Source organism: Aeromonas sp. S16(2024) (assembly GCF_041403065.1).
In the GTDB taxonomy this organism is placed as follows: Bacteria; Pseudomonadota; Gammaproteobacteria; order Enterobacterales; family Aeromonadaceae; genus Aeromonas.
Window position 1 is genome coordinate 37,801 of sequence record NZ_JBGLQX010000014.1, and the last position, 23,081, is coordinate 60,881.

Consider the following 23,081-nt stretch of genomic DNA (forward strand, 5'->3'; position numbering starts at 1 on the left):
GGCTTACCTCACCTTCAGGGTGGCGAGGCCGAGCAGCACCAGCATGAGGGTGATGATCCAGAAGCGCACTATGACGCGCGGCTCCGGCCAGCCCTTCTTCTCATAGTGGTGATGGATGGGCGCCATGCGGAAGATGCGCACGCCGCGCAGCTTGTAGGACCCCACCTGCAGGATCACCGAGACCGTCTCCATCACGAAGACGCCCCCCATGATCACCAGCAGGAACTCCTGGCGCACCAGCACGGCTATGGTGCCGAGCGCGCCGCCCAATGCTAACGATCCTACATCCCCCATAAAGACCTGGGCCGGATAGGTGTTGAACCAGAGGAAGCCCAGACCCGCGCCGACGATGGCGGTACAGACGATCACCAGCTCGGAGGTATAGGGCACGTAGGGAATGTGCAGGTAGTTGGCGAAGTTCACGTTGCCGGTGGCCCAGGCGACAAAGGCGAAGCCCCCCGCCACCATCACTGTCGGCATGATGGCCAGACCATCCAGACCGTCGGTCAGGTTGACCGCGTTGGAGGTACCGACGATGACGAAGTAGGTCAGCACGATGAACATCAGACCGAGCTGCGGCATCACATCCTTGAGGAAGGGCACCACCAGCTGAGTCTGGCCATCATGGGTCGCGGTAGCATAGAGGAACACCGCCACGGCCAGGGCGACCGCCGACTGCCAGAAGTACTTCCAGCGGGCGATCAGGCCATCGGTATTCTTGCGCACCACCTTGAGGTAGTCGTCGGCAAAGCCGATGGCGCCGTAGGCACCGAGCACGAACAGCACCAGCCAGACATAGGGGTTGTCGAGGCGGCTCCAGAGCAGCACGGAAATGAAAATGGCCGCAATGATCATCAGCCCCCCCATGGTCGGGGTGCCCTTCTTGCTGAGGTGAGACTCTGGGCCGTCGTTGCGGATCACCTGACCGAATTTCAGGATCTGCAGGCGACGGATGAGACGCGGCCCCATCCAGAGCGCCACCACCAGACCGGTGATAATCGACAGGATGGCGCGGAACGTCAGGTAGGAGAAGACGTTGAAGAAGGTGAAGTGCGGGGTGAGCAGTTCCGCCAGCCAGACTAGCATGTGGCTGACTCCTGACGGTCAACGACCATCTTGACGATATCTTCCATGCGGGAACCGCGGGCACCCTTGACCAGGATCGAGATTTCTTGATGTGTATTTATCATTTGCGCAAGCACTTCAAACAACGACGCCTTGTTATCGAAATGTCGACCCGCCGCGGCATCTGCGGTGTGACGACTCTGTTCCCCTACCGTCAGCACGGCGTCGAGGCCCTGCTCGCGGGCGTGGTGTCCGACCCGGGCGTGCTGGGCAGCGGACTCCTCACCCAACTCCTTCATGTCACCGAACACCAGCACCTTGTAGCCGCCCATGGCGGTCAGGGCATCGATGCCCGCCAGCACGGACTCCACGCTGGCGTTGTAGGTGTCATCCACCAGGGTGAGACCCCCCCAGCGTTGCACGCAGAAGCGGCCCTTGACCGGCGACATCTGCTCCAGCCCCGCCTTGACGGAGGCAAGCGAGGCGCCCAGCGCCAGCGTACCGGCGGCCGCGGCCAGGGCATTGGCCACGTTGTGGCGGCCCGGAATGGCCAGGGTCAGGGTCAACTCTCCTTGCGGGGTCACCATCACGAATTCGGCGCAGCCCTGCCCGTTGAGCGCTATGTCGCGGGCATGGAAGGGCTGACTCTGATCCTCGAGGGAGAAGGCGCACTGAATGCCGCGTTCGCGCCACTTCGGCCAGAACTCGTTGTCGGCATTGACGATGGCGGTGCCACCCTCGCCCAGGCCCTGGAAAATCTCGCTCTTGGCGTGGAACACCCCTTCCAGGGAGCCGAAGCCTTCCAGATGGGCGGCGGCCACGTTGTTGATGATGGCGGCATCGGGCCGGGCCAGGGAGGTGGTCCAGGCGATCTCCCCCGGGTGGTTGGCACCCAGCTCCATCACCGCAAACTGGTGCTGCGCCTCGAGGCGCAGCAGGGTGAGCGGCACCCCCACTTCATTGTTGAAGTTGCCGGCGGTGGCCAGCACCTCCCCCTCACCGCGCAGGATGGCGGTTGCCATCTCCTTCACCGTGGTCTTGCCACAGCTGCCGGTGATGGCCAGCACTTTGGGGTTGATGCGCTCGCGCACCAGCTTGCCGAGGCGACCCAGTCCCTTGAGGGTATCGGCCACCACCAGTTGCGGTATGGCCAGGGGCAGCTCGCGCTCCACCAGCAGGGCAGAGGCCCCGGCGGCCAGGGCTTGGTCGCAGAAATCGTGGGCGTCGAAACGCTCGCCACGCAGCGCGACGAACAGCGCCCCCTTGCCCAGGGTGCGGGTGTCGGTACTGACTGCCGTGATCTCGAGATCGCCGCCGATCAGACGGGCATCGAGCACCTGCGCCAGGTCGGCAAGCCTGAGGGTCATCATCTGAATGACTCCATTAATGTGTGCAAGGCGGCCGCGACGGTTTCCCGGTCGCTGTAGTGCCGCTTGTCGGTTCCAATGATCTGATAATCCTCGTGGCCCTTACCGGCCACCAGGATGATGTCCTGCTTGCTCGCCTGACTGAGGGCCAGCCGGATCGCCTTGACCCTGTCGTGTTCGATCTGCACGGCAGCAGGATCGCGAAGGCCCGCCACCATGTCCGCCATGATCTGCTCCGGCGCCTCGGTACGGGGATTGTCGTCGGTCAGGATCACGCAGTCCGCATGTTGCTCCGCCATGGCGGCCATCATGGGCCGCTTGCCACGATCCCTGTCGCCACCACAGCCCACCAGGCACCAGAGCCGGCCTTCGCAGTGCACCCGCAGGGCCTGCAATGCCTTCTCCAGCGCATCCGGGGTATGGGCATAATCGACCACCGCCAGCGGCGCCTTGCCACCACCGAAGCACTCCATGCGACCAGTCACGGGTTGCAGTTTCGGGGCACTGGCCAGCAGTGCATCGAAGTCATAACCCAGTACCAGCATGGCGCCCATGGCGGCCAGCACATTGCTGACGTTGAAGCGGCCGAGCAAGGGGGCGGATAATACACCATTCCCCCAGCTGGAGTTAATGCGCGTGTCAAATCCTTGTTGGTGGAAATGGGGATCCTGCGCCGTCAACTGTCGCCCGACATGGTTTTCAATCGGACCATGCACGCCGAAGGCCACCGCAGCGGGGTAGGCTGCCAGCCACTGGCGCCCCAGACGGTCGTCGGCATTGATGACGGCGCAGGGCTCGTCCACCAGTTTCAGCAACTCCTCCTTGGCGGCGCCATAGGCCTCCATGGTGCCGTGATAGTCGAGGTGATCCCGGCTCAGGTTGGTGAACACGGCCGCGGAAAACGGCAGGGCCGCCACCCTGTGCTGCACCAGACCATGGCTGGAGACTTCCATCGCCACCAGATCCGCCCCCTGCTGTTGCAGCGCGGCCAGATTGGCCTGCACCTGGACGGCGCTGCCTGTGGTGTTCTCCGCTTCGATCAGATTGCCAAACAGGCCGTTGCCTATGGTGCCCATCACCCCGGCCTTGCCTCCCAGCAGGGTGCGCCAGTTGGCGACCAGCAGGGCCGTGGTGCTCTTGCCGTTGGTGCCGGTGATGCCCACCAGCTGCAGCTTCTGCGCCGGATGGTCATAGAAATGGCCAGCCAGTTCGGAGAGGCGAGCGGGCAGATCCTTGAGCCCGAAACAGGGGATCGAGGTGGCGGGGGCCACGAATTCCCCATCCTCCTCAAACAGGACGGCGGTCGCTCCCTGAGCCACCGCCTGTTCGATGAAACGCCTGCCATCCATCTGGTGGCCCCGGATTGCCACGAAGAGAGAACCGGGCCCGACTCGCCGGCTGTCGAGCTGGATGTCGGTGAGCGCGAGCGCCGGGGCATGGATGCCAAAATGGCTCATGAGTTGATCAAGTGCGCGGGGCGGCAACATGGGAAGCCTCCGAATGGGCAGGAATGCAGGCGCTCAGGGAATGCGGCGCCATGGAAAACACCCCGACAGTCGCGGGGTCGACAGAGAAACGCGGATGCCTGTCAGGTACGAGGAGCGCCATGGGCGGCCTCCGTACGGGCAAGCTTCGCCGGCACCTCGGGGGGGATGGCGTCGGGACGAATGTTGAAGAGCTGCAGCACCCCCCCCATGGCCTCGGCGAATGGCGGGGTCGCCACGGCACCGCCGTAATAGGCATCGCCCTTGGGCTCGTTGATCACCACCACCATGACGAAGCGGGGGTTGCTGGCCGGGGCGAAACCGGCAAACCAGGCCATGTAATCCTTGCCGTAGCCACCGGCGACGGCGACCTTGGCGGTACCACTCTTGCCGCCGACCCGGTAACCCGGGATCTGCGCCTTGGGAATGGCATTGCTCACCACGTACTCCAGCGCCTGCAGCATGGCGGTGGCGTTGTTGTGGTCGATGACTTGCTCACCCTTGGGCGGCGTGGTCACCTTGATGATGGAAAGCGGCACCCGCTTGCCCTTGTTGGCCAGGGTCGCGTAGGCGGAAGCCAGCTGCAGCGGGGTGACCCGCAGGCCATAGCCGAACGACAGGGTCGCCCGCTCGATGTCGGACCAGCGGCGGCGCTGGGGCAACATGCCGCCGCTCTCCCCCATCAGACCACTGCCGGTATCCATGCCGAAACCGACCATGCTGAGGGTGTTGATCATCTCCTGAGCCGGCATCCGCAGCGCGATGCGCGACATGCCGATGTTGGAGGAGTAGCGCAGTATGTCGTACAGGTTGGTCGCCTTGTGAATGCTCACATCGCGGATCTGCTTGGCCCCGATGAACAGGGGACCACCGGGTATGGTGTCCTTCCAGCTGGTGACGCCCGCCTGCAGGGCACTGAGCAGGATCAGGGGCTTGACGGTCGAACCCGGCTCATAGGTGTCCGTCACCACCCGGTTGCGTACCCTGAAGCTCTGATACTGGCCACGGTTGTTCGGGTTGTAGGAGGGGGTGTTGACCATGGCGAGCACTTCGCCGGTCTTGACGTCCAGCATCACCATGGAGCCGGAGGTGGCCTTGTTCTCGTCGGTGGCGCGCTTGAGGGCACGGTAGGCCAGCGCCTGCACCCGTTGATCGATGCTCAGTTGCAGATCGTTGGCGTGCTTGCCCTCCTTGACCAGCCCGAGCCGCTCGATGACCCTGCCCTGCCTGTCCTTGCGCACCCGCATCTCGCCCGGGGTCGCGGTCAGCCATTCGTTGTAGCTGCGCTCTATCCCCTCGATGCCGCTGCCGTCGATGTTGGTCACCCCCACCAGGTGGGCGCTGATCTCGCCGGTCGGGTAGAAACGGCGCGCCTCGGGGCGCAGGTAGATACCCCCCAGCTTCAAACCCTTGATGTATTCCGCCACGGCAGGGGTGACCTGACGCTGCAGATAGACGAAGCGCTTGCTCGGGTTGGAGATGCGGTGCTTGAGGGTGTTGATGTCGAGCTTGAGCACGGCGGAGAGCGCCAGCCAGGCGCGCTCGTTGTGGATGGCGCCGGACTCGTGCACCGTCTTGGGATCGGCCCAGACCGCCTCGACCGGCACCGAGACCGCCAGCTGTTCGCCGTTGCGGTCGGTGATCATGCCGCGCACCGCCTGGGTGGAGGTGGTGCGCAGGGAGCGCATGTCCCCCTCCTGACGCAGCCTGTCCGGATCAATCACCTGGATCCAGGCCAGCCGCAGGATCAGGCCGGCAAACGCAATCCCGATGAAAAACACCAGGGTGCGAAAGCGCCACGGATAGAGTGACGGAGCTTTAGCCTTGGCTTTGTCCTTTGCCGGAGCCTTGGTGGCGGCCTTGCGTGTCATGGTTGTGTAATTACCTTCTCGGTGGTCACCAGCGGGCGAGCCATCTGCAATTTATCCATGGCCAGACTCGCGACACGGGAGTGTTCGGCCAGGGTGCCCTGCTCCAGCAGCAGGTGCCGCCACTCGATGTTGAGCCTGTCCTCTTCCGCCATCAGGTCATTCTGCTTGGCCGTCAGCCCCCGGGTCATGTTGGTCACCAGGATCACCGCAAAGGCGGTGATCAGCACGGCCAGGGTCAGCACGACCTGCAACTTGTGGCGCCAGAGATCACCGATGATCTCCCTGGACAGATGAATGCGTCCCTCGCTCATGACTCAATCCGCCAGACGCTGGGCGACTCGCAGCACCGAGCTGCGGGATCGGGTGTTTTCGGTGACTTCATGTTCGGAAGGTTTGAGCGCCTTGCCGACCGACTTCAGCTTGCGGCCGCCGGCCAGCTGCGCCTCGGTCAACGGGATGCCATGGGGCACTTCCGGCCCCTTCTCGTGCTTGCGGATGAAGTGCTTGACCAGACGGTCTTCCAGGGAGTGGAAGCTGATGACGGAGAGGCGGCCATCGGTCGCCAGCGCCTGCAGGGCACCGTTCAGCGCGGTTTCGATCTCGTCCAGCTCGCTGTTGATGTAGATGCGGATGGCCTGGAAGCTGCGGGTCGCCGCATGCTTGCCCTTCTCCTTGCTCGGGTTGACCCGGGCAATCATCTCCGCCAGCTGGCGGGTGCGCACATAGGGTTCGGTGACGCGGTCATGGACAATCGCACGGGCAATCTTCTTGGCAAAGCGCTCCTCGCCGAAGGTCTTAAGCACCCAGGCGATGTCGTCCACATCGGCCTTGGCCAGCCACTGCGCAGCGCTCTGACCCGTGGTCGGGTCCATCCGCATGTCGAGGGGGCCGTCTTTCATGAAGCTGAAGCCGCGCTCGGCGTCGTCGAGCTGGGGAGAAGAGACCCCCAGATCCAGCAGGAAGCCGTCGACTTTGCCCAGCAGGCCGCGATCGCTCAGGTAGGTGGTGATGCCGGAGAAGGGACCGTGCACTATCTCGAAGCGGGGATCCTGGATCTTGGCCGCCTCGGCAATGGCCTGGGGATCCCGGTCGATGGCGATCAGTCGCCCCTGCGGACCGAGCTGCTGGAGAATGAGACGAGAGTGACCACCCCGGCCAAAGGTACCGTCGACGTAGATACCGTCCGGCTTGATGGCCAGCCCTTCGACGGCTTCGTGCAACAGCACTGTGATGTGTTCAGCGGCTTGGGTCATTTATAAAGAAAAATCCTGTAGTCGTGGTGAGCTTGCCCAGTCGTCCTCGGGCAGGCCCAGGATGTCGTCATTGATCTGTTGTTGCCAGCGGGCTTCATCCCACAACTCAAACTTGTTGAGCTGGCCCACCAGCATGATCTTCTTGTCCAGCCCGGCGTGGCTACGCAGTGGCTGGCTCAGCAGCAGACGGCCATTGCCGTCCAGCTCGCACTCGGTTGCGTGTCCGAGCAGCATGCGCTGCAGGCGGCGTTCCGCCGGATTGGTACTGGAAAGGGTCTTGAGCTTGCGCTCTATCTCTTCCCATTCACTCAGGGGGTAAAGCAGCAGACAGGGGTGGGCTATGTCGATGGTGCAGACCAGCTGGCCGTCGCGCTCGGAGCGCAGCCAATCTCGATATTTGGTCGGAATCGCCAGTCGCCCTTTGCTGTCCAGGCTGATGGCGTGAGCGCCACGCAACAAATTGCAGTCCCCGAAGGTGAGTTATGGAGGCAAATTGCCCAATAAAACCACTTTGATCCACTTTTCTCCACCATGAAGTTTAAGGACGAGCAGGGGGCTTTTCAAGCAAGGATCTCGGGCATGGGGAACATATTGACGCAGCGCGGGGAGGCTAAAGATTAAATGAGTTGATTTTCCACAAGTTATTCATGATCGAATTAAATTTATCCAATCACTTGGGGGCCATAAATAATCGGTTTCAGGGTGAAATGATGAAACGAAACAGCACGACGGTGCACAGAATAATGCTCACCCCCACCACGGGATAGATGATGTAACCGTCTCCTGCCCGCCGGGCACGCAGCACCACCAGCTGGCAGAGCAGCAGGTTATAGAGGATCAGAAGAAAAGTCAGCAGGAGGTTGGAACCAAATGTCAGCTCATCGGCATACATGACATAGAGCCACATCAAACCAAAATTAACGAGGATCAGATAAAGCAGAAATTTCTGAATCGCCCTGCCCGCCTTTGGGGTCTTTTTTACTCGTGTTATCATGCTTATCACGTCCTGGATACCACATGAACAGTCGACAGATATTGTCAAAAACTGTTGAGATACATCGTGTTTTTATCATTTACCCGCCAGGCAATGCCCTTTTTTATCAAATTGTCACTTCGCCTTCTCACCGGTTTGTCTCTGCTGATCAGTGCCAATGGCCACGCCTACGATAAGTATCATTGGCAGGCGGGCTTTCCTACCCCCATCGGCGGCACGGGAGCCGAACTGGTCACTCAGCAGACCCGGTTTCTGCTGCAGCAACGCAGCCACCTGCAGACCAGGATCACCCAGTCACAACCCATGATCCGCTGGGTGGAACAAGAGGTCAGCGCACGCAAGCTCCCTGCCATGCTGGCCTTCCTTCCCCTGATCGAGAGCAGCTATCGGCTGGACGTGGTCTCCTCTGCCGGTGCCGCCGGCCCCTGGCAACTGATGCCCGACACGGCAGCCCGTTTCTCCGTCCCCATGACGGCCAGCTTCGATGGCCGTTATTCCCTGCCCCTGGCAACGGAGGCCGCGCTCTCCTATCTCGGATGGTTGTATCAGTTCTTCGGGCGGGACTGGCTGCTGGCCCTGGCGGCCTATAACGCGGGAGAAGGGAGGGTACTCAAGGCGGTGCTCAAGGCAGGGACGCGCAATCTGTGGGAGCTTCAATTGCCGACCGAGACGCGCCTCTATGTGGCACGTTTCATCGCCCTCTCCCAGCTGCTGGACAGGGCGGCGCACCATCAATTTCTGCTGCCATCCTGGCAGGAGGGAGAGAGCATTCGGGTGTGGCGGCAGCCGGGTGACTGCTCCTTGCTGAGTTGGGCCATGGCTCGCGGAGTGTCCATGAACGAGGCCAGCCGGTGGAATCCGGCCTGGCGATTGCCCGAGGTCCAGGGGGTGAGCGACTGCCCCATCGTCTATGGGTTGGGCAAGGCCCCCACGGACAACCGGCCGAGTGAGCGGCCACTGATGGCGCGCGCCGTGTCGCTGGAGAGCCTGCACGACCCCCTGCTGTTGCAGCCGGCAAGTGGACTGGACATGGGACGAGGGGGGATCACTCTTGAGCGGTTGCCGGATCCACTGGGATTGGAGCAGACGCGCCCTCTGCTGGCGCCATGAAGCAGTGGCGCCAGTGGCTGAGCACGGGGGCGAGATCGACGGACTCGGGATCGGCCCAGCGCGCACCGTAGAAACTGAGATACTGGCCTATCACCCTGCGGTGGGTGATCCGGCACTCCAGCACTATCTGCGGCGACAATGACAGGCTGACGGTGTCGGGCAGCACGAAGCGGGCCGGGGCCAGGAAGCCGACGCCGCCCGGCCCTATGTCCTTGATCACCGCCCGACCGATGCGCTTGTCAAACAGCAGGCCCGACACCATGAGCCGGGCCGCGATGCCGCAGCTCTGGGACTCCAGCGGCGTGGTGCCATCGTGCAGATACCAGCGGGGTACCTTGCGCCTGGGATCGTTGAACGGGGTCACTTCCGGCAGTTCGAGATCAGGGGTTCCCATGGGCAATGGCATCCTTGGCTTGCTGGGTGGCGGCTTGGGTTTGAGCACTGAACAGCTGCTCCAGGCTCTTCTCCGCCTGAGTCGTCATCACCAGCAGTTCGATGCGACGGTTCTGGCTGCCTCTGGGGTCGGCGGTGTTGTCCAGCATGGTGTCCGACATGGCGACCACCTGACCCACCCGCTCGGGGGGCATGCCGCCGGCGAGCAGGACCCGTCTCGCCATCATGGCGCGATCGGAGGAGAGCTCCCAGTTGCTGTAGTTGTCACCGGCAAAGGGTGTGCTGTCGGTGTGACCGGAGATCATGACCCGGTTCTCCACGCGCTGGAAGATAGGCGCAAGCGCCATCAGCAGATGGCGGAAGTAGGGGCTGATGCGGGCGCTGCCACGGCTGTACATCTCGCGTTCGTCATCATCGCGGATCAGGATGCGAAGTCCCTGGGGCACCAGTTGCAGCTCCAGGTTGTTCCTGGCCTGCATCTGGTCCGCCATGGATCCGATGAAACCGGCCAGCTGCTTCATCTGCATCTCTCCCTCGATCTTGCCCACCAGCAGGTTCTCGTAACCCCCCTGTGCGCCGTCGGTGAAGATGCTGCGATTGCGCTCCATGTGTCTGGGCATGCGCTGCCCCTTTTCCACAAACTGCGGACTCAACTCTTCCAGCACCGAGGGATTGCCGCCGAGATCCACCGGATAGGGGCTGTTGCGGATATCGAAGGGATTGGCCTCGCTGTCCATGATGCTGTAGTCACGCAGACGGCTGGCCACCGCCTCGCGCTCCTCCTGGCTGGAGACGGCCAGGATCCAGAGCACCATGAAGAAAGCCATCATCGCCAGGGTGAAATCGGCGAAGGCGACCTTCCATGCCCCGCCCCCCTTGGGGCCACTGCTGCGCCGCTGCTGGCGCTTGATGATGATCTGCTCGTGATTGCGCATTACATGGCCCTGTTGGTCACCCAGTCTTCCAGTTCAAGGAAGCTGGGTTTCACATCGGGCTCCAGCATCTTGCGGCCGGAGTCGACGGAGAGCAGCGGCGTCTTGCCTCGCAGTTGGGCGATCAGGATCGACTTGATGCACATCAGCATCCCGATGCGGCGCTTGACCATCTCCTCCATAGCATTGCTGATGGGCTCCAGCAGGCAGTAGCAGAGGAAGATGCCGATGAAGGTGCCCACCAGGGCAGCTGCCACGTGCACCCCGATATTGCTGAGGGGGCCGTCGAGCTGCTGCATGGTGATGATGATCCCCATCACGGCCGCGAGGATCCCGAAACCGGGGCAGGCCTCCCCCGTCTTGTGCAGGGCGTGGGACGGCTTGAGCATGTCCTCTTCGATGGCCATGATCTCCTGCTCCAGTATGGTGTCGAGCTCATGGGGGGTGATCTTGCCCATGCCGAGCAGACGCAAGTTGTCGATGATGAAGCCGAGCAGTTGCGGATCTTCCGACACCTGGGGATACATGAGGAAGACGGAGCTCTGCTGCGGGTTCTCGATGTGCTCATCCAGCGCCTTCATCCCCTTGCTGCGGGTCTCTTCCAGCAGTTGGTGCATCAGGGTCAGCAGCTCGCGGTAGATCTCTTTCTCATCCTTGTTGGACTTGAAGCACTGCTTCATCTGGCGCCACATCTCATGCATCACCTCTTTCGAGTTACCAAGAAACATGGAGCCGACCGCGGCGCCTATGATGATGATGAGCTCGGCGGGCTGCCACAGGGCGATGGGCCGCCCCCCGGCCATCATGAAGCCGCCAAGCACACAAATGAAAATGACACCAAGACCGATCTGTTTTTGCATGGATGCTCCCGCAGAATTCAACAAGACTCCCCCACAGGGAGAGGCATTAATATATGGAGTCGACCAAACGCTGCTTGAGCTGAAGGACGCACTGCTTGTGCAGCTGGCACACCCGCGATTCGGTCAGACCGAGTACCAGCGCTATCTCCTTCATGTTCAGCTCCTGCTTGTAATAGAGGGAGAGCAGCAGTTGCTCCCGCTTGTCCAGGGAGCCGAGCACCTTGCTGAGGGTCATGGCCAGGTCCACGTCGTCGGATTCCGAGGCCGGTGCCCTGCCGCCGTTCTCCAGCCACTCCTCCAGACTCTGCAAGGCTTCGGCCTGGCTGGCATAGGCCAGCTGGCGCACCTCCTCCACTGAGCAGCCCAGCGCCTGCGCCAGCTCCTGCTCGGTCGGGTTGCGACCCAGCCGGTTGAACAGCTCCCGCTGCACCTGGTTGTGCCCGTGCACCTGCTGGCGCAGCTGACGGGGACGCCAGTCGAGGCGGCGCAGCTCGTCCAGCATGGCGCCACGGACCCGCTTGAACGCATAACTCTCGAACTGGGCATCCGGCTCGCTGTCATAACGGCGCCAGGCCTCCAGCAAGCCCATCATGCCCACCTGCTCCATGTCCTCCTGATCGAAACAGGCGCTGACCTGACTGCGCAGGTGAGTGGCCGCCCGCTTCACCAGTGGCAGATAGCGGGTCAGGATCGCCTGCTCGCCGGTTCGGGGGGGCGAGGGGGTCAGTTCGCAGGGAGTGTCCCAGCCAGCGTCCATCATGTCCGCTACTGCACCAATACCTTGGTGACCAGCACTTCATCCAGATAGGGCTTGTAGCCATACCCTTGCAGTGTCGCTACCAGCTTGCCGAGCAGAGAGGTCTGCAGGGCGGAGATATTCTGCAGCTCCAGTTTCACCGCATCGTGGGAGCGATGGCTGAAATATTGCACCATGGCATTGCGGATCAGGGGGGTCAGCTCGTTGAGCGTCTCCAGCTGCTGGGGATTGTGAGTCACCAGCGCCAGCTCCAGCACCAGATAGTGGGGTTCTGTGTCTCCCTCCAGGCTGATGACGAAGCGCTCCATCGGCTTGAACAACGGCGTCTTGCTAAGCTCTGGCTTGGCCTCCGCCAGGCCCAGCCAGACGGCAACCGTGTCTCGCTTGAGATAGGCGCCATAGGCCAGCGCCGCCAGCAGGCACAGTGCCATCACCATCAACATCATCCACTTCATGACACGCCGCATAATTTGAAATCACTCTCGCTATTGCCAGATTGTAAAAATGTCACACCAGGGTATTGAGCCAATCCTGGCCAGCGCCGCCCGATGCATCCTGTTCTTCCTGCCACTGTCGCCGACCCGCCAGGATCTTCTCCTGCTGCCAGCGATCGCCCCGCTCCTGCTCTCCTCCCTGGCCGACGTTCACTTCGACGCCGCCGGCATGGTGAGGGGCCAGGCTCATCCGCAGCCGCTCCATCGACTGGATCATGGCCTCACGCACCGCAGGGTTGGTCACGTTGAGCTGCACGCTGAGCCGATCCCCCTCGACCCTGACCGTCAATTCGAGGCGCCCCAGCTCCGGGGGATCGAGGCGAATGTGCGCCTGCTTGATGCCATGATTCACCTGCAGCTCGAGCTTGTCTTTCAAGACGTCGACCAGCTGCTGCCCCCACTGGGTCTGGTTGTCGCTCAGACGCGCCGGGGCCCACTGATACTCCGCCGTCCTGGTCAGTGGCGAGGGCGCCAGAGCCGACATGCCCCTGAGATCCGAGACAAGGGACTCCCGCTCTGACGAGCCCTCCACGCCGGGCAAGCCCGCCATCGATTTGCCGTGCAGCAGCGACGACTCGACCTGGGCGGCCGGTTGCGTCAGCTGGCGGGCAAACTCCCCGGTGAGCGAGGCGCTCATCTCCCGGCGCCCCGACACCAGATCCATCGGCGGGCTGCGATCCGTTTCCAGCCGCTCGTGGCGCACCAAGGCACGCAAGGCGGGGGAGACTGCGGGGGCGTCATCCTGAACGCCTCCGGCATCCGGCGCCGGGGAGGGGGACATCTCCGGAGTCTGACGCAGTGGCGGCAGACGGCCTCCCTCGTCAGGTCGGACAAACACAGGCTGCATATGGGTAAAGGCGTGCAGTTGCTCAGTCAGATCCTGCTCGGACAAGTCCGCCTCCTCGACTTCGGATTCCGGGGCAGATGCTTCATCGAGCGGCAAGATGACAGGGGCTTCCTGCAGGAACGCCAGAGGCTGATACTGCCCCCCCTGCCCCTCGGGTTGACGAGCGAGGCGCGTGAAGCCTGTGGTATCGAGGTTGGGTGCCGGGTCTGAGCCGACGAAGGGGATCATGCCCATGCCTGCGCCTCATCATAGGCCTGCAGCCCTTCCCGTTTGAGGGAGAGGGCGTCCCACTCCTGCTTGCGCTGGGCGGTCTCCTGCTGGCAAAGCGCCAAGGCTTCCTGATGCCAGTGACGTACCTGATCCCGGGCCGGTACCAGGGATTGCCACAATGCCGGTTGCTGGCGCAGCTGGTCGACGAGCTGGGCCAGGCGATGATCCGCCAGACGCACCGCATCCCACTGCCCGGCACGGGCCTGCTGTAATATCAGACGTCCCAGCCCCAATAGCTGGCGCTGGCGAGTCTCGCGTTCCGTACTGGGCGGCACGGCCCCGGTCATGGACATGATGATGGCCCCAAAATAAGACGACCTTGCCAGTAAGCAAGGAGCAGGCCAGATATGTAGTTGTGGTATTTCAATGCGTTAGCCGCAGCCCTTGGCGGATGAGGAAGGGGTGCTTCCGCATCAGCGAGGATGGCGGGCCATGGCTTCCCAACCCTCTTTCAACTCCAGCAGGATGCGACGCACCTCGGCAAAGCCCGCGACGTCGTTGCCCACGCTGATCTCGAACAACCGCTGCCCGCAATAGTCGTACAGGCGGTGCAGGTTGGTTGCCAGCTCCCCCCCTTTGTCCATGTCGAGGGCACTGTCGAGCCCCCCCAGGATCTGCAGGCACTTGTTGATGGACTGACCCTTGCGCTCATACTGCCTGGCCAGGATGTGGCCCTCGGCCCTGGCTATCTCGTCGAGCAGGCCATCCATCAGCATCAGCACCAGCTGGTGCGGGTCGGCGCTCGCCGCCTTGGCCTGGGTGGCGGCGAACTGATAGGCGTCATAGCCTTCTTGGGGTTCAAACATGAAAGACTCACTTATTCAGGGAATACGGGATCACCGACTCACAACGCGCCCATGGTTTGCAGCATCTGGTTCATGGTGGTGAACTGATTGAGGTAGCGCTTATACGCGGAATCCATACGGCGATCCAGTGCCTCCATGCGCTCGTTGATCCGCTTCTCGTTCGCCTCCAGACCCGTCTTGCGCCCCTTGAGCGCACCGTCCCGCTTGGTGTAAGGATCGAGCGAGTCGCTCATCCGCTTGAGCAGGCCATCGTCCCCCATCAATGCCTTGCCGAGCAGCTCGGGATCCTTCTCCAGCGCCTTGTTGAAGTCGGTCTCGCTGAAGGAGAGCTTGCCCGCCTTGTCGGTCTTGATCCCGAGGCTCCCCAGGGTCAGATCGCCGGGCAACTCCCGCACGCTGCGGGCCAGCATGCTCTTGAGACTGCGCACCCCGCTGTCTGAGGAGAGGGCCCCCGGCGCCTTGGGATCGCTGGAGGTCATCTTGGCCAGCTCATCCACCAGCTCGTTGTAGCTGTCGACGAATTTCTTGAGGGAGCCGGTCACCGCCTCCTTGTCCTGATCCACCGTCACCAGCAGGGGCGCATCATCGACCTTCTGCGCCTTGGTCAGCTGGAAGGTCAGGCCGTCCACCACGTTCTCTATCTTGTTGCTGGCGGAGGTGATGGTGAGCGGGTTGTCCCCCCCCATCCGCAGCTTGGCGTCCTGCGCCTGGGTGATGTCTGTCTTGCTGGCCACGGCCGTGCCAAGCAGATTGGTCGCATCGCCGCTGTAGTCCAGGGTAATGGCGTTCTCCACCCCGCTATCCTTGCTGGTCAGCACCATGCTGACCTTGCCGTCGGTGCGCACCAGGGTCGCCTTCACGCCCGGATTGTCCTTGGCGTTGTTGATCTGGGAGACCAGATCCTTGGCGGTGGCACCTGCAGGCAGGGTCGCCAGATCGATCTCCATGGTCTTGCCCTTGACAGCCAGGGAGAAGACGCCGTCGGCGGGCAGCGGCGCCGTGTCGCTGCCAAGCTGCAGGCCGACCTGATGGGACTGGGCGAGCTGCTCCACGAAGAAGTTGTACTGGCCCGAGCTGGCCTTGCCATTGCTCGTCACCGTCATGATCCCCTCCTGGGACATGGTGGCCTTCTGCGCCTGCAAGTTGGTCGCCTTGTTCAGGTCCTTGAGCAGGGTCTGGAAGCTCGACAGCTTGGTGGTGAGGCTGCTGATGGCGCTCTGCTGTCCCTTGACGCTGTCCAGCTGCTTCTTCAGCAGCTTTTCCATGTTCTGGCGCTCTATGGTCACCAGTTGCATCGCCATGCCGGCCGGATCTATTTGCATCTTTATCCCCTTATTCAGTGGCATGCCTGTTGGAAAAAGCCGGGACGACGCTTTCCAACACACAAGCAAAAACAAAGGCCGCCCCTATGGGAGCGGCCTGATAACTCATCAACGCAGCAGGGAGGTTACCATGCCGGTCATCTGGTTGGAGTTGGACAGAACGGACATGCCAGCCTGCATCAGCATCTGGTTCTTGGTCATGTTGGTGCTCTCCTGGGCGAAGTCGGCATCCATGATGCGGCCGTTCGCCATGTCGGTGTTCTCTTTCATGTTGGAGAGGTTGTTGACGGTGTGCTCCAGACGGTTGATGTTGGCACCGAAGGCTGAACGGGTTTCCCCCAAAGCATTCAACAAGTCATTTGCCTTATCCAGGTCGGTTTCAGTCAATGCGCCGATTGCGGTCGTCACTTTGCCGAGTGGTGTAGAGACATCAACGTCGAGCTTCTCAGCTTTGCTGGCACCGATCTGGAAAGTCACTGTACCGGTAAAACCACCACCTTCCAGTAACGCCTGACCACCGAAGGTGGTGTTTGTCATAATGCTCTCCAGCTCTTCTTTGAGAGCATCACTTTCGGCCTTGATTGCGGTTTTATCAGCGGCGGTAGTAGTACCGTTAGCATGTTGAGTGGCGAGATCCTTCATGCGCTGAGCAATATTGGTCATCTCGTCCATGGCGCCTTCGGCGGTCTGCATCATGGAGACGGCGTCCTGGGCGTTACGCATGCCGACCTTCTGGCCGTTGGATTGGGCTTGCAGACGGGTAGCCATCTGCAGACCGGCGGCGTCATCGGCGGCGGAGTTGATGCGAAGGCCGGTGCCCAGACGCTGCATGGCGGTGCCCAGCATCTTGTTGGTGGAGTTCAGCTGGTTCTGGGTGGTCAGGGAGGCGAAGTTGGTATGAATGGACAAGCCCATGATGTATTCCTCGAGTTAAGCGCTGCGTTGCAGCTTGTTAGGTTGACAACAGAGATAGACGACCCCTTTCCCGCAGAAATGTAACCCTGCTTCGTCTTTTTTTCTTTATCCCTTCCCTGCGCCATGGGCACCGCTGCCATCGCATCGCACCGGCACACTCGGCATGCTTATTGCTTTTAACATGTCCTCTCTCATTACCGGATCGCGACATGGCAACCTCGCTCTACACTCCTCATTTCGTTCAACATTTCCAATGCATCGGCGATCGCTGTGAAGACAACTGCTGTCATAGCTGGACCATCACCATCGACAAGCAGACCTTTCGCAACTACGAGCGGCACCCGGATCCCGCGGTCAAGTCCCTGAGCAAGCTGCACATTCGCAAGGTGAAGCAGAGCAATAGACGTTGGGGGGAGATCAAGCTCGATGAGCAGGGCGCCTGCCCCTTCCTCGATGAGAATCGCCTGTGCCAGATCCACAGCAAGGCGGGGCCGGAGGCGCTGAGCCACACCTGCAAGACCTACCCCAGAGCCCAGAGCCGCATCGGCAACCAGCTCAAGAAGTCCCTGATGCTCTCCTGCCCCGAGGTGTGCCGGCAGTTGCTGCTGGATCCCCTGGCGATGCAGACAGAGGTAACCGAACTCGCCCAGCCCCTGCCCTTTGCCACGCCCCCCTCCACCGCCATGGCGACCCTGCACAGCCTGAGCATCCATGTGCTGGCGGCCACCGATGTCCCCGTCGAAGTACGGCTGTGGCTGATCGGCATGCTGATCCACCGGGATCCCTCTGCCCTGTCCCACGAGTCCTTCCTCGATCAGGTGGCGGCGCTGGCCGAGCGGGGGGAACTCAATACCATGTTCGAGCAGTTGCCCGCCCTGCCGCAGTTGCAGTGGTGGGGACTGAGGACCATCACCGGCCAGTTGCTGGCGTATTCACAGGGGCGACGGGGACGGCAGACCATGCAGGTCTGCCTCGACAAGATCAACGAGGTACTGGAGGGAACCTACGACGAGGACAAGCTTGCACGCCTGCAGCAAGTCTGGCACGACAGGGTCGCCCCCTTCCTGGCCGAGCGCCCCCAGATCATGGACAACTACCTGCTCTACTACGTCTATCACCACAACTTCCCGCTGCTGCAGAGCGACCGCTTCCAGGCCTATCAGCTGCTGGTGATAGATTACTTCCTGCTGCGCAACTATCTGTGCCTGCTGGCCATGGACAAGGAGCTGGAAGAGCAGGACGTGATCAACCTCTTCTACAGCTATCACACCATACGCCAGCACAACGCGAGTTTTCTCAAGACCATAGAACAAGGACTGAGTGAGTCTGGCTTTGCCTCGGATCTCAGCCTCTACGCCCTGCTGAAACCCTGAAAACAAGAAACCGCCAGGGAAGTCCCATGGCGGTTTCTTTTTCGGGCCGGGCGCGCCGGCCCTAGGTCAGCAGTGCCACCACGTTCTGGCGCGACACGTTGGCCTGGGCCAGGAGGCCTGACATGGTGCCCATGAAGCCCCCCTCCTTGAGCTGCAGGCTGAGCTTGCCTTGCAACTGCACCAGCTCCTCCTGCGGCATGCTCTGGCTGCGCGACTTCACCCGATCGAGCTGCTTGACCATCTTCTGGCGGAACTGTTTCAACTCGCGCACCGACTGCTCGATCTCGCCGAGCAGCCGCTTCAGGCGCTGCTGCTCCTGCTTGAGCTCCCCCTTGTCGAGCCCTTCGCCTAGCTGGGTCAACTGCCCGGCCCTTTGCTTGAACTGCACCGGAACCGGATTGCCTGCAGGAATGCGGATGCCCTCCCCACTCAGCAGCACGGGTTCGTCCAGCTTGCGCCTGTGCTGATCCGGCACGCTCAGCTCCAGCTTGCCCAGCTCGTTCAGGCGGGCCTGGATGTGCTCCTTGCGCAACGCCCTGTCCAGACGGGAAGCCGCCTCCGACTCGCTGGCATCGGCGGGCAGCAGCACCTCGACGGCGCTGCTGGTCTGGGGGAAGGAGAAGACCAGCCGCTCGGCGCTCGCCCTGGGGCTCAGCAGATCGAGCCGCTCGGCGCCGTAGTGCACCCGGCTATCCGTCGCCGACGCCAGCAGCCGGGGTTTGAGTTCGGAGGTCAGGGGGGCCTTCGGCTGGGTCAGCTTCTCTTCCAGCAGCTTGAGGCGGGAGACCAGATCCCCGCTCGCCGCCTTGTGCTGGCCGAGCTGTTGTTCGAGGCGCTTCAGCTCGCCCCACACCTGGCTCAGGGCCTGTTCGCCCCCCTGGGCATGGGCGATGCGCTGCTGCGCCGTGCCGATCAGGGCCCAGCGATCCAGCCGAATGACATTGGGCTGACGCTCGTTGCGGGGAGTCTGCTGGGAGCTGGCCTGGGCAGTCGAACGTCCATGCAGCCTGGGCTGGGCTGGCGTCTCGGCCACGCCGCCCGGGCGGGTTTGTTGAATCTGCATCCTGGCTCCTTAGACAGACTTAGGGCATGTAGTTGAACAGGCTCAGCCCGTTCACCTTGGCGAAGGCCTGCTGCTGCACCTGCAGCGCCATCAGCACATGGGCCTGCTGGGTCACGGCCCCTGCGTAATCGAGGGACTCTATCTGATTGCTCACTTCCTTGCTATAGGTGCTCTTCTCGGCGTGTCCTTCGTCCACCTGATCCAGCAGATTGATGCGTGCCCCTATGGTGCTGACCATCTGGCTGATGTCATCTTGCAGGGTCAGACTGCGATCCAGCATGGCTCTGGCCTGATCGGTCGCATCCACGGCACCGCTGTCGAAGGCCGCCACCATGTCGTCGAGCTGCTTGAAGAAGTCCCCGTTCTGGATGAACAACTTGTCCGCAGTGTGATTGAGCTCCACCGTGACCCCTCTGGCGATGCCGACCTCGCGCACCAGGGCATCCCCCTGATAGAGATAGTCGCCGCCCGGCCCCTTGACGATGGGGGCCTTGTCCACCTGGCTGCCGCTGAACAGGCTGGAGCCACTCTCGTTGCGAGCATTGGCCAGATCCAGCAAGCCATCCTTGATGATCGCCAGCTCGCTGGAAACGGCCCGGCGATCGTCCTCGGAGAGGGAACCGGTGGCGGCAGTCTGGGTCAGATCCCGCAGACGGCTCAGCATGTTGGTCATGGTCTCGAGCTGGATCTCCCCCTGGGAGAGCTGGCTCTTGGCGTTGGCGATGTTCTTCTGGTACTGCGCCATCGCCGCCTGCTCCTTCTTCAGCCCGAGCAACTGCACGCTGCCCACGGGATCGTCCGAGGGCTGCAGGATCCGCTTGTTGGAGGAGATCTGGCGATCGAGGCGGGCATATTCGCCGAAGCCATGCTGCAGATTGTCGAGCATGCTGAGCTGGATCTGGTTGGTGCTGATACGCATGCGGACTCCGTCAGAACTTGTTGAGGATGGAATTGAAAAGCTGGATTTGATTGGTGCTGATACTCATGCCGGCCTCATCAGAACATGTTCAGGATGGAGTTGAAGAGTTGGATTTGATTGGTGCTGATACTCATGCCGGCCACCTCATCAGAACATGTTCAGGATGGAGTTGAAGAGTTGATCCGAGGTACTGATCACCTTGGCATTGGCCTGATAGGCCTTGGTATAGGCCATGATCTTGACCCCCTCCTCGTCGGTGTTGACCCCGCTGACGCTGCTGAGCTTGGTCGCCAGCTGCTTCTCCATGTTGGCATCGGCCTCCATGGTCGCCTTGGCCTGGCCGCTCTGCACCGCCATCTTGCCGAGCAGGGCGCTGTAGGCGTCGTACTGGCTGTCCTTGATGGTCAGCAGCTCCTGCAAGTTGCGGTTGTCGCCATTGCCGCCGCCCGCCTTGGCGAAGGCCAGGTGATCCCCGGTAAAGCCGTCGGCCACCTTGAGGGTGCCGGAAGGGTTGAGGGGATCGTAGCTGAACAGGGGTTTACCCGGGTCACCATTCAAGTCGATGCCCCCCGCCTGCTTGGCGTTGAAGTCGTCCGCCAGCTTCTTCGCAATCTGGTTCAGCTCGTCGCGCAGGGGGCGCAGCACCGTGGTGCGATACTCCAGCACCCCGGCCAGGGTGCCCCCTTGCAGCTTGGGCACCTCGAAGGATTGCGGCCCGAAGCTCAGGCTCAGAGTATCGCCGGTGAGGGAGAGGGTACTGCTGCTGCCCGCCAGCACCAGGGGCTGACCCTGGGGCAGGCTCAGGGAGAAGGAGCCATCGCTCTGGCGGTTGACCCGCACCTCCATGAAGGTCGACAGCTCACGCACTATCTGCTCGCGGCTGTCTTCCAGGGCCGAGGTGTTGACCCCCTTGGAGGCCTGCTCGCCAATCTGGGTGTTGAGCTCGGCCACCTGTTTCAGATAGCTGTTGACCTGAGTGACTGTGCTGCCGAGCTGATCGTCGATCTGTTTCTCCTGGGTCAGCAGGCTCTCGTTCAGCTGGCCGAAGCGGTTGGCCAGGGCCCCGGCAGAGCTGACGATCTGGCTGCGCTGCGCCGGCGTCTCCGGACTGTCGAGGGCGGCGCTGAGGGAGGCGAAGAAGCTGTCCAACCCCTTGGTGATGTTCATCGATTCGCTGCCAAGCAGCTGCTCTGTGGTGTTGATGTACTGATGAAACGCATAGGAGGAGCCGGTCGAGGAGCGGCTGCGCCAGTGCTGGGACACCAGATAGTCATCGGTGATCCTGCGGACCCCGGTCACCTCGACCCCCATGCCGTTATCCAGTCGGCCAAAGCCGGACAGGCTGCCCATCATGGCTTCCTGGCGGCTGTAACCGACGGTGTTGACGTTGGCGATATTCTGGGCGGTGACGTTTAACGCGATCTGCGCCGCGTTGAGTCCGCTAAAACCGATATTGAGCAGCGACATCAGTCAACTTTCCTCATGTTTGCCGAATTCAGAGGCTGACTGAAGGCAGCCAGGGTCTGGGGTTCTGAAGCGACCACAGGCTCGGCATTCTTTAATGTGGGGGCTAGCTGATTGACCATCTGCTCCTTGAGCCCCATGCCGCCACGCTTGACCAGGCTCATCGCCAGCTGGCTGTCGTACATGTCGCGGTAGAGCGCCTCCCCCTTGATGAGCTTGTCATCGTCATCCTGCATGGCGTCGGAGGCCGAGCGCATGTGCTTGAGCACCGTCTGCAGGAAGCTCACCTCGAACTGGCCGGCCGCCGCCTCCAGGGCCGCGCGCTGATCCGGGTTGCTCTTTATCTGCTGCAGTTCATTGAGATCCTGATAGAAACCAGGCTCAGAGGTAATTCTGGTCATAGAGATCCTTAGATGACCACCAGCTCGCCTTCGAGGGCTCCCGCCTCGTCGAGGGCTTGCAGAATGGCCATGACATCGTCCGGGGTCGCCCCCAGGGAATTCACTGCCTTAACGATCACCTCCAGGGAGGTGCCATCCGGCCAGACAAACATGTTGTTGCGCTCCCGGTCAACCTGGATCTGGGAGTTGGGCGTGGTGGTGGTCCGACCGTTGGAGAAGGCATTGGGCTGACTGACCGTCTGGCTCTCGCCTATGGTCACCGTCAGGCTGCCGTGGCTGACCGCGGCCTTGCGCACCTTGACGCCCTGCCCCATCACCACTGTGCCGGTGCGGCTGTTGAAGACCACCCGCGGTCGCTCCTTGCCCATGTCCACCTGGATGTCCTGCAGCAGCGCCATGAAGGAGATGCGCTGACTCTCGTCACGGGGCGCCGCAATCTGGATGCGCCCGGCGCTGACCGCCTTGGCCACGGGGCCGAGCTGACGGTTGATCTCCCGCTCCACGTTGCGGGCCGTCTTGAAATTCGGCTGATGCAGGTTGAGGGTGACCTCGGGCTTGTCCGAGAAGCTGCTGGCCGCCTCCCGCTCTATGATGGCGCCGTTGGGAATGATGCCCGCCGTCGGCACATTGATGGTGACGGACGAGCCTGACTGACCCTCCGCCTTGACCCCGGCCACCACCAGGTTGCCTTGGGCTACCGCATAGACCTCGCCGTCGATGCCGCGCATGGGCGTCAGCAGCAGGGAGCCGCCCCGCAGGCTCTTGGCATCGCCGATGGAGGTGACCGTCACGTCCACCAGCTGCCCCTTGCCCGCCAGGGCAGGCAGGGTCGCCTGCACCGAGACCGCGGCCACGTTCTTGAGCTTGGGGTCGATGTCATCGGGCAGTTGCACGCCAAACTGCTTGAGCATGTTGGTCATGGACTGGCCGGTGAACTTGACCTGGCTGCGATCCCCGGTGCCGGAGAGGCCGACCACCAGGCCATAGCCCACCAGCTGGTTGGTTCTCATCCCCTGCACATCGGCGATGTCCAGCAGCGCCCGTTTGGCGGGCGCGGCCGCCCCGGCCACCCCAGACAGGGAGAGGCAGAGCAAGGCGATATACCATCTGTTCATCGAAAT

Annotated in this window: 25 protein-coding genes; 2 read left to right on the top strand and 23 right to left on the bottom strand. The window is 62.1% G+C overall.

The window, feature by feature from the left end; genetic code table 11:
- Positions 1 to 3 precede the first annotated feature (3 nt).
- The 8 genes from mraY to ACB030_RS12075 all read right to left on the bottom strand — a co-directional run bounded on the left by mraY (position 4) and on the right by ACB030_RS12075 (position 8,034).
- Positions 4 to 1,086, bottom strand: a complete 1,083-nt coding sequence (gene mraY / locus ACB030_RS12040; protein WP_005332102.1) for a phospho-N-acetylmuramoyl-pentapeptide-transferase — start codon at positions 1,084 to 1,086, stop codon at positions 4 to 6.
- Positions 1,080 to 2,435, bottom strand: a complete 1,356-nt coding sequence (murF, locus tag ACB030_RS12045; protein WP_371160042.1) for a UDP-N-acetylmuramoyl-tripeptide--D-alanyl-D-alanine ligase — start codon at positions 2,433 to 2,435, stop codon at positions 1,080 to 1,082. Before murF ends, mraY begins: the two co-directional genes overlap by 7 nt.
- Positions 2,432 to 3,919, bottom strand: coding sequence for a UDP-N-acetylmuramoyl-L-alanyl-D-glutamate--2,6-diaminopimelate ligase (gene murE, locus ACB030_RS12050; protein WP_371160044.1), 1,488 nt, complete (start codon positions 3,917 to 3,919; stop codon positions 2,432 to 2,434). The genes murF and murE overlap by 4 nt, the downstream gene beginning before the upstream one ends.
- A gap of 101 nt (positions 3,920 to 4,020) precedes the next feature.
- The gene (locus ACB030_RS12055) at positions 4,021 to 5,787 is read right to left on the bottom strand and encodes a penicillin-binding transpeptidase domain-containing protein (protein ID WP_106885645.1); all 1,767 of its coding nucleotides are present in this window, start codon (positions 5,785 to 5,787) and stop codon (positions 4,021 to 4,023) included.
- Entirely contained in the window at positions 5,784 to 6,098 is a 315-nt protein-coding gene (gene ftsL / locus ACB030_RS12060; protein ID WP_205642586.1) for a cell division protein FtsL, read from the bottom strand. The genes ACB030_RS12055 and ftsL overlap by 4 nt, the downstream gene beginning before the upstream one ends.
- A gap of 3 nt (positions 6,099 to 6,101) precedes the next feature.
- Positions 6,102 to 7,040: a 16S rRNA (cytosine(1402)-N(4))-methyltransferase RsmH gene (gene rsmH, locus ACB030_RS12065; RefSeq protein WP_371160047.1), complete on the bottom strand. Its 939-nt coding sequence runs from the start codon at positions 7,038 to 7,040 to the stop codon at positions 6,102 to 6,104.
- On the bottom strand, positions 7,041 to 7,499 hold the full coding sequence (gene mraZ / locus ACB030_RS12070) for a division/cell wall cluster transcriptional repressor MraZ (protein ID WP_005332092.1): 459 nt from the start codon (positions 7,497 to 7,499) through the stop codon (positions 7,041 to 7,043).
- A gap of 238 nt (positions 7,500 to 7,737) precedes the next feature.
- Positions 7,738 to 8,034 (bottom strand): hypothetical protein, encoded by a 297-nt coding sequence (locus ACB030_RS12075; RefSeq protein ID WP_371160050.1) that lies wholly within the window; start codon positions 8,032 to 8,034, stop codon positions 7,738 to 7,740.
- Between the two features lie 255 nt (positions 8,035 to 8,289).
- On the opposite strand from ACB030_RS12075, the gene ACB030_RS12080 reads away from it, so the two are divergent.
- A complete protein-coding gene (locus ACB030_RS12080; RefSeq protein WP_371160160.1) occupies positions 8,290 to 9,144 on the top strand; it encodes a lytic transglycosylase domain-containing protein in 855 nt (284 codons plus the stop codon).
- Here the strand turns inward: ACB030_RS12080 and ACB030_RS12085 are convergent.
- From ACB030_RS12085 to lafA, 10 genes are all read right to left on the bottom strand, one after another.
- Complete coding sequence (locus ACB030_RS12085) at positions 9,080 to 9,538, bottom strand: hypothetical protein (RefSeq protein ID WP_371160052.1); 459 nt, start codon at positions 9,536 to 9,538, stop codon at positions 9,080 to 9,082. The genes ACB030_RS12080 and ACB030_RS12085 overlap by 65 nt on opposite strands.
- Complete coding sequence (gene lafU / locus ACB030_RS12090) at positions 9,525 to 10,472, bottom strand: lateral flagellar motor protein LafU (protein WP_371160054.1); 948 nt, start codon at positions 10,470 to 10,472, stop codon at positions 9,525 to 9,527. The genes ACB030_RS12085 and lafU overlap by 14 nt, the downstream gene beginning before the upstream one ends.
- On the bottom strand, positions 10,472 to 11,329 hold the full coding sequence (lafT, locus tag ACB030_RS12095) for a lateral flagellar motor stator protein LafT (RefSeq protein WP_371160056.1): 858 nt from the start codon (positions 11,327 to 11,329) through the stop codon (positions 10,472 to 10,474). Before lafT ends, lafU begins: the two co-directional genes overlap by 1 nt.
- A gap of 46 nt (positions 11,330 to 11,375) precedes the next feature.
- Positions 11,376 to 12,089 carry a lateral flagellar system RNA polymerase sigma factor LafS gene (gene lafS, locus ACB030_RS12100; protein WP_371160058.1) on the bottom strand — a complete coding sequence of 238 codons (714 nt, stop codon included), beginning with the start codon at positions 12,087 to 12,089 and terminating at the stop codon, positions 11,376 to 11,378.
- A gap of 5 nt (positions 12,090 to 12,094) precedes the next feature.
- Entirely contained in the window at positions 12,095 to 12,553 is a 459-nt protein-coding gene (gene lafF / locus ACB030_RS12105; RefSeq protein WP_025328471.1) for a lateral flagellar basal body-associated protein LafF, read from the bottom strand.
- Positions 12,554 to 12,593: 40 nt separating this feature from the next.
- Positions 12,594 to 13,661 (bottom strand): flagellar hook-length control protein FliK, encoded by a 1,068-nt coding sequence (locus ACB030_RS12110; RefSeq protein ID WP_371160060.1) that lies wholly within the window; start codon positions 13,659 to 13,661, stop codon positions 12,594 to 12,596.
- Positions 13,652 to 13,990 (bottom strand): LafX, encoded by a 339-nt coding sequence (locus ACB030_RS12115; RefSeq protein ID WP_371160062.1) that lies wholly within the window; start codon positions 13,988 to 13,990, stop codon positions 13,652 to 13,654. Before ACB030_RS12115 ends, ACB030_RS12110 begins: the two co-directional genes overlap by 10 nt.
- Before the next feature lie 120 nt (positions 13,991 to 14,110).
- The gene (lafC, locus tag ACB030_RS12120; RefSeq protein ID WP_289980721.1) at positions 14,111 to 14,503 is read right to left on the bottom strand and encodes a lateral flagellar export chaperone LafC; all 393 of its coding nucleotides are present in this window, start codon (positions 14,501 to 14,503) and stop codon (positions 14,111 to 14,113) included.
- A gap of 38 nt (positions 14,504 to 14,541) precedes the next feature.
- Positions 14,542 to 15,825, bottom strand: coding sequence for a lateral flagellar capping protein LafB (gene lafB, locus ACB030_RS12125; RefSeq protein ID WP_371160064.1), 1,284 nt, complete (start codon positions 15,823 to 15,825; stop codon positions 14,542 to 14,544).
- Between the two features lie 108 nt (positions 15,826 to 15,933).
- A complete protein-coding gene (gene lafA, locus ACB030_RS12130) occupies positions 15,934 to 16,740 on the bottom strand; it encodes a lateral flagellin LafA (RefSeq protein WP_371160066.1) in 807 nt (268 codons plus the stop codon).
- 209 nt (positions 16,741 to 16,949) lie between these two features.
- Here lafA and fliB point away from each other — a divergent pair, with 209 nt between their 5' ends.
- Positions 16,950 to 18,113 (top strand): flagellin lysine-N-methylase, encoded by a 1,164-nt coding sequence (gene fliB / locus ACB030_RS12135; protein ID WP_371160068.1) that lies wholly within the window; start codon positions 16,950 to 16,952, stop codon positions 18,111 to 18,113.
- 61 nt (positions 18,114 to 18,174) lie between these two features.
- Here the strand turns inward: fliB and ACB030_RS12140 are convergent, their stop codons facing one another.
- The 5 genes from ACB030_RS12140 to fgIL all read right to left on the bottom strand — a co-directional run bounded on the left by ACB030_RS12140 (position 18,175) and on the right by fgIL (position 23,075).
- Positions 18,175 to 19,176: a hypothetical protein gene (locus tag ACB030_RS12140; RefSeq protein ID WP_371160070.1), complete on the bottom strand. Its 1,002-nt coding sequence runs from the start codon at positions 19,174 to 19,176 to the stop codon at positions 18,175 to 18,177.
- A 19-nt stretch (positions 19,177 to 19,195) separates the two neighbouring features.
- A complete protein-coding gene (gene lfgL, locus ACB030_RS12145) occupies positions 19,196 to 20,095 on the bottom strand; it encodes a lateral flagellar hook-associated protein LfgL (protein ID WP_371160072.1) in 900 nt (299 codons plus the stop codon).
- Positions 20,096 to 20,242: 147 nt separating this feature from the next.
- Complete coding sequence (lfgK, locus tag ACB030_RS12150; RefSeq protein WP_371160074.1) at positions 20,243 to 21,562, bottom strand: lateral flagellar hook-associated protein LfgK; 1,320 nt, start codon at positions 21,560 to 21,562, stop codon at positions 20,243 to 20,245.
- Positions 21,562 to 21,960: a rod-binding protein gene (locus tag ACB030_RS12155; protein WP_371160076.1), complete on the bottom strand. Its 399-nt coding sequence runs from the start codon at positions 21,958 to 21,960 to the stop codon at positions 21,562 to 21,564. Before ACB030_RS12155 ends, lfgK begins: the two co-directional genes overlap by 1 nt.
- Before the next feature lie 8 nt (positions 21,961 to 21,968).
- Positions 21,969 to 23,075, bottom strand: a complete 1,107-nt coding sequence (gene fgIL, locus ACB030_RS12160; RefSeq protein WP_371160078.1) for a lateral flagellar basal body P-ring FlgIL — start codon at positions 23,073 to 23,075, stop codon at positions 21,969 to 21,971.
- Positions 23,076 to 23,081: the final 6 nt, after the last annotated feature.

Bases quoted from the DNA above. Each gene is read 5' to 3' on its own strand.
- mraY (WP_005332102.1), bottom strand. From the start codon at position 1,086: ATGCTAGTCTGGCTGGCGGAACTGCTCACCCCGCACTTCACCTTCTTC.
- murF (WP_371160042.1), bottom strand. From the start codon at position 2,435: ATGATGACCCTCAGGCTTGCCGACCTGGCGCAGGTGCTCGATGCCCGT.
- murE (WP_371160044.1), bottom strand. From the start codon at position 3,919: ATGTTGCCGCCCCGCGCACTTGATCAACTCATGAGCCATTTTGGCATC.
- ACB030_RS12055 (WP_106885645.1), bottom strand. From the start codon at position 5,787: ATGACACGCAAGGCCGCCACCAAGGCTCCGGCAAAGGACAAAGCCAAG.
- ftsL (WP_205642586.1), bottom strand. From the start codon at position 6,098: ATGAGCGAGGGACGCATTCATCTGTCCAGGGAGATCATCGGTGATCTC.
- rsmH (WP_371160047.1), bottom strand. From the start codon at position 7,040: ATGACCCAAGCCGCTGAACACATCACAGTGCTGTTGCACGAAGCCGTC.
- ACB030_RS12075 (WP_371160050.1), bottom strand. From the start codon at position 8,034: ATGATAACACGAGTAAAAAAGACCCCAAAGGCGGGCAGGGCGATTCAG.
- ACB030_RS12085 (WP_371160052.1), bottom strand. From the start codon at position 9,538: ATGGGAACCCCTGATCTCGAACTGCCGGAAGTGACCCCGTTCAACGAT.
- lafU (WP_371160054.1), bottom strand. From the start codon at position 10,472: ATGCGCAATCACGAGCAGATCATCATCAAGCGCCAGCAGCGGCGCAGC.
- lafT (WP_371160056.1), bottom strand. From the start codon at position 11,329: ATGCAAAAACAGATCGGTCTTGGTGTCATTTTCATTTGTGTGCTTGGC.
- lafS (WP_371160058.1), bottom strand. From the start codon at position 12,089: ATGATGGACGCTGGCTGGGACACTCCCTGCGAACTGACCCCCTCGCCC.
- lafF (WP_025328471.1), bottom strand. From the start codon at position 12,553: ATGCGGCGTGTCATGAAGTGGATGATGTTGATGGTGATGGCACTGTGC.
- ACB030_RS12110 (WP_371160060.1), bottom strand. From the start codon at position 13,661: ATGGGCATGATCCCCTTCGTCGGCTCAGACCCGGCACCCAACCTCGAT.
- ACB030_RS12115 (WP_371160062.1), bottom strand. From the start codon at position 13,990: ATGTCCATGACCGGGGCCGTGCCGCCCAGTACGGAACGCGAGACTCGC.
- lafC (WP_289980721.1), bottom strand. From the start codon at position 14,503: ATGTTTGAACCCCAAGAAGGCTATGACGCCTATCAGTTCGCCGCCACC.
- lafB (WP_371160064.1), bottom strand. From the start codon at position 15,825: ATGCAAATAGATCCGGCCGGCATGGCGATGCAACTGGTGACCATAGAG.
- lafA (WP_371160066.1), bottom strand. From the start codon at position 16,740: ATGGGCTTGTCCATTCATACCAACTTCGCCTCCCTGACCACCCAGAAC.
- fliB (WP_371160068.1), top strand. From the start codon at position 16,950: ATGGCAACCTCGCTCTACACTCCTCATTTCGTTCAACATTTCCAATGC.
- ACB030_RS12140 (WP_371160070.1), bottom strand. From the start codon at position 19,176: ATGCAGATTCAACAAACCCGCCCGGGCGGCGTGGCCGAGACGCCAGCC.
- lfgL (WP_371160072.1), bottom strand. From the start codon at position 20,095: ATGCGTATCAGCACCAACCAGATCCAGCTCAGCATGCTCGACAATCTG.
- lfgK (WP_371160074.1), bottom strand. From the start codon at position 21,562: ATGTCGCTGCTCAATATCGGTTTTAGCGGACTCAACGCGGCGCAGATC.
- ACB030_RS12155 (WP_371160076.1), bottom strand. From the start codon at position 21,960: ATGACCAGAATTACCTCTGAGCCTGGTTTCTATCAGGATCTCAATGAA.
- fgIL (WP_371160078.1), bottom strand. From the start codon at position 23,075: ATGAACAGATGGTATATCGCCTTGCTCTGCCTCTCCCTGTCTGGGGTG.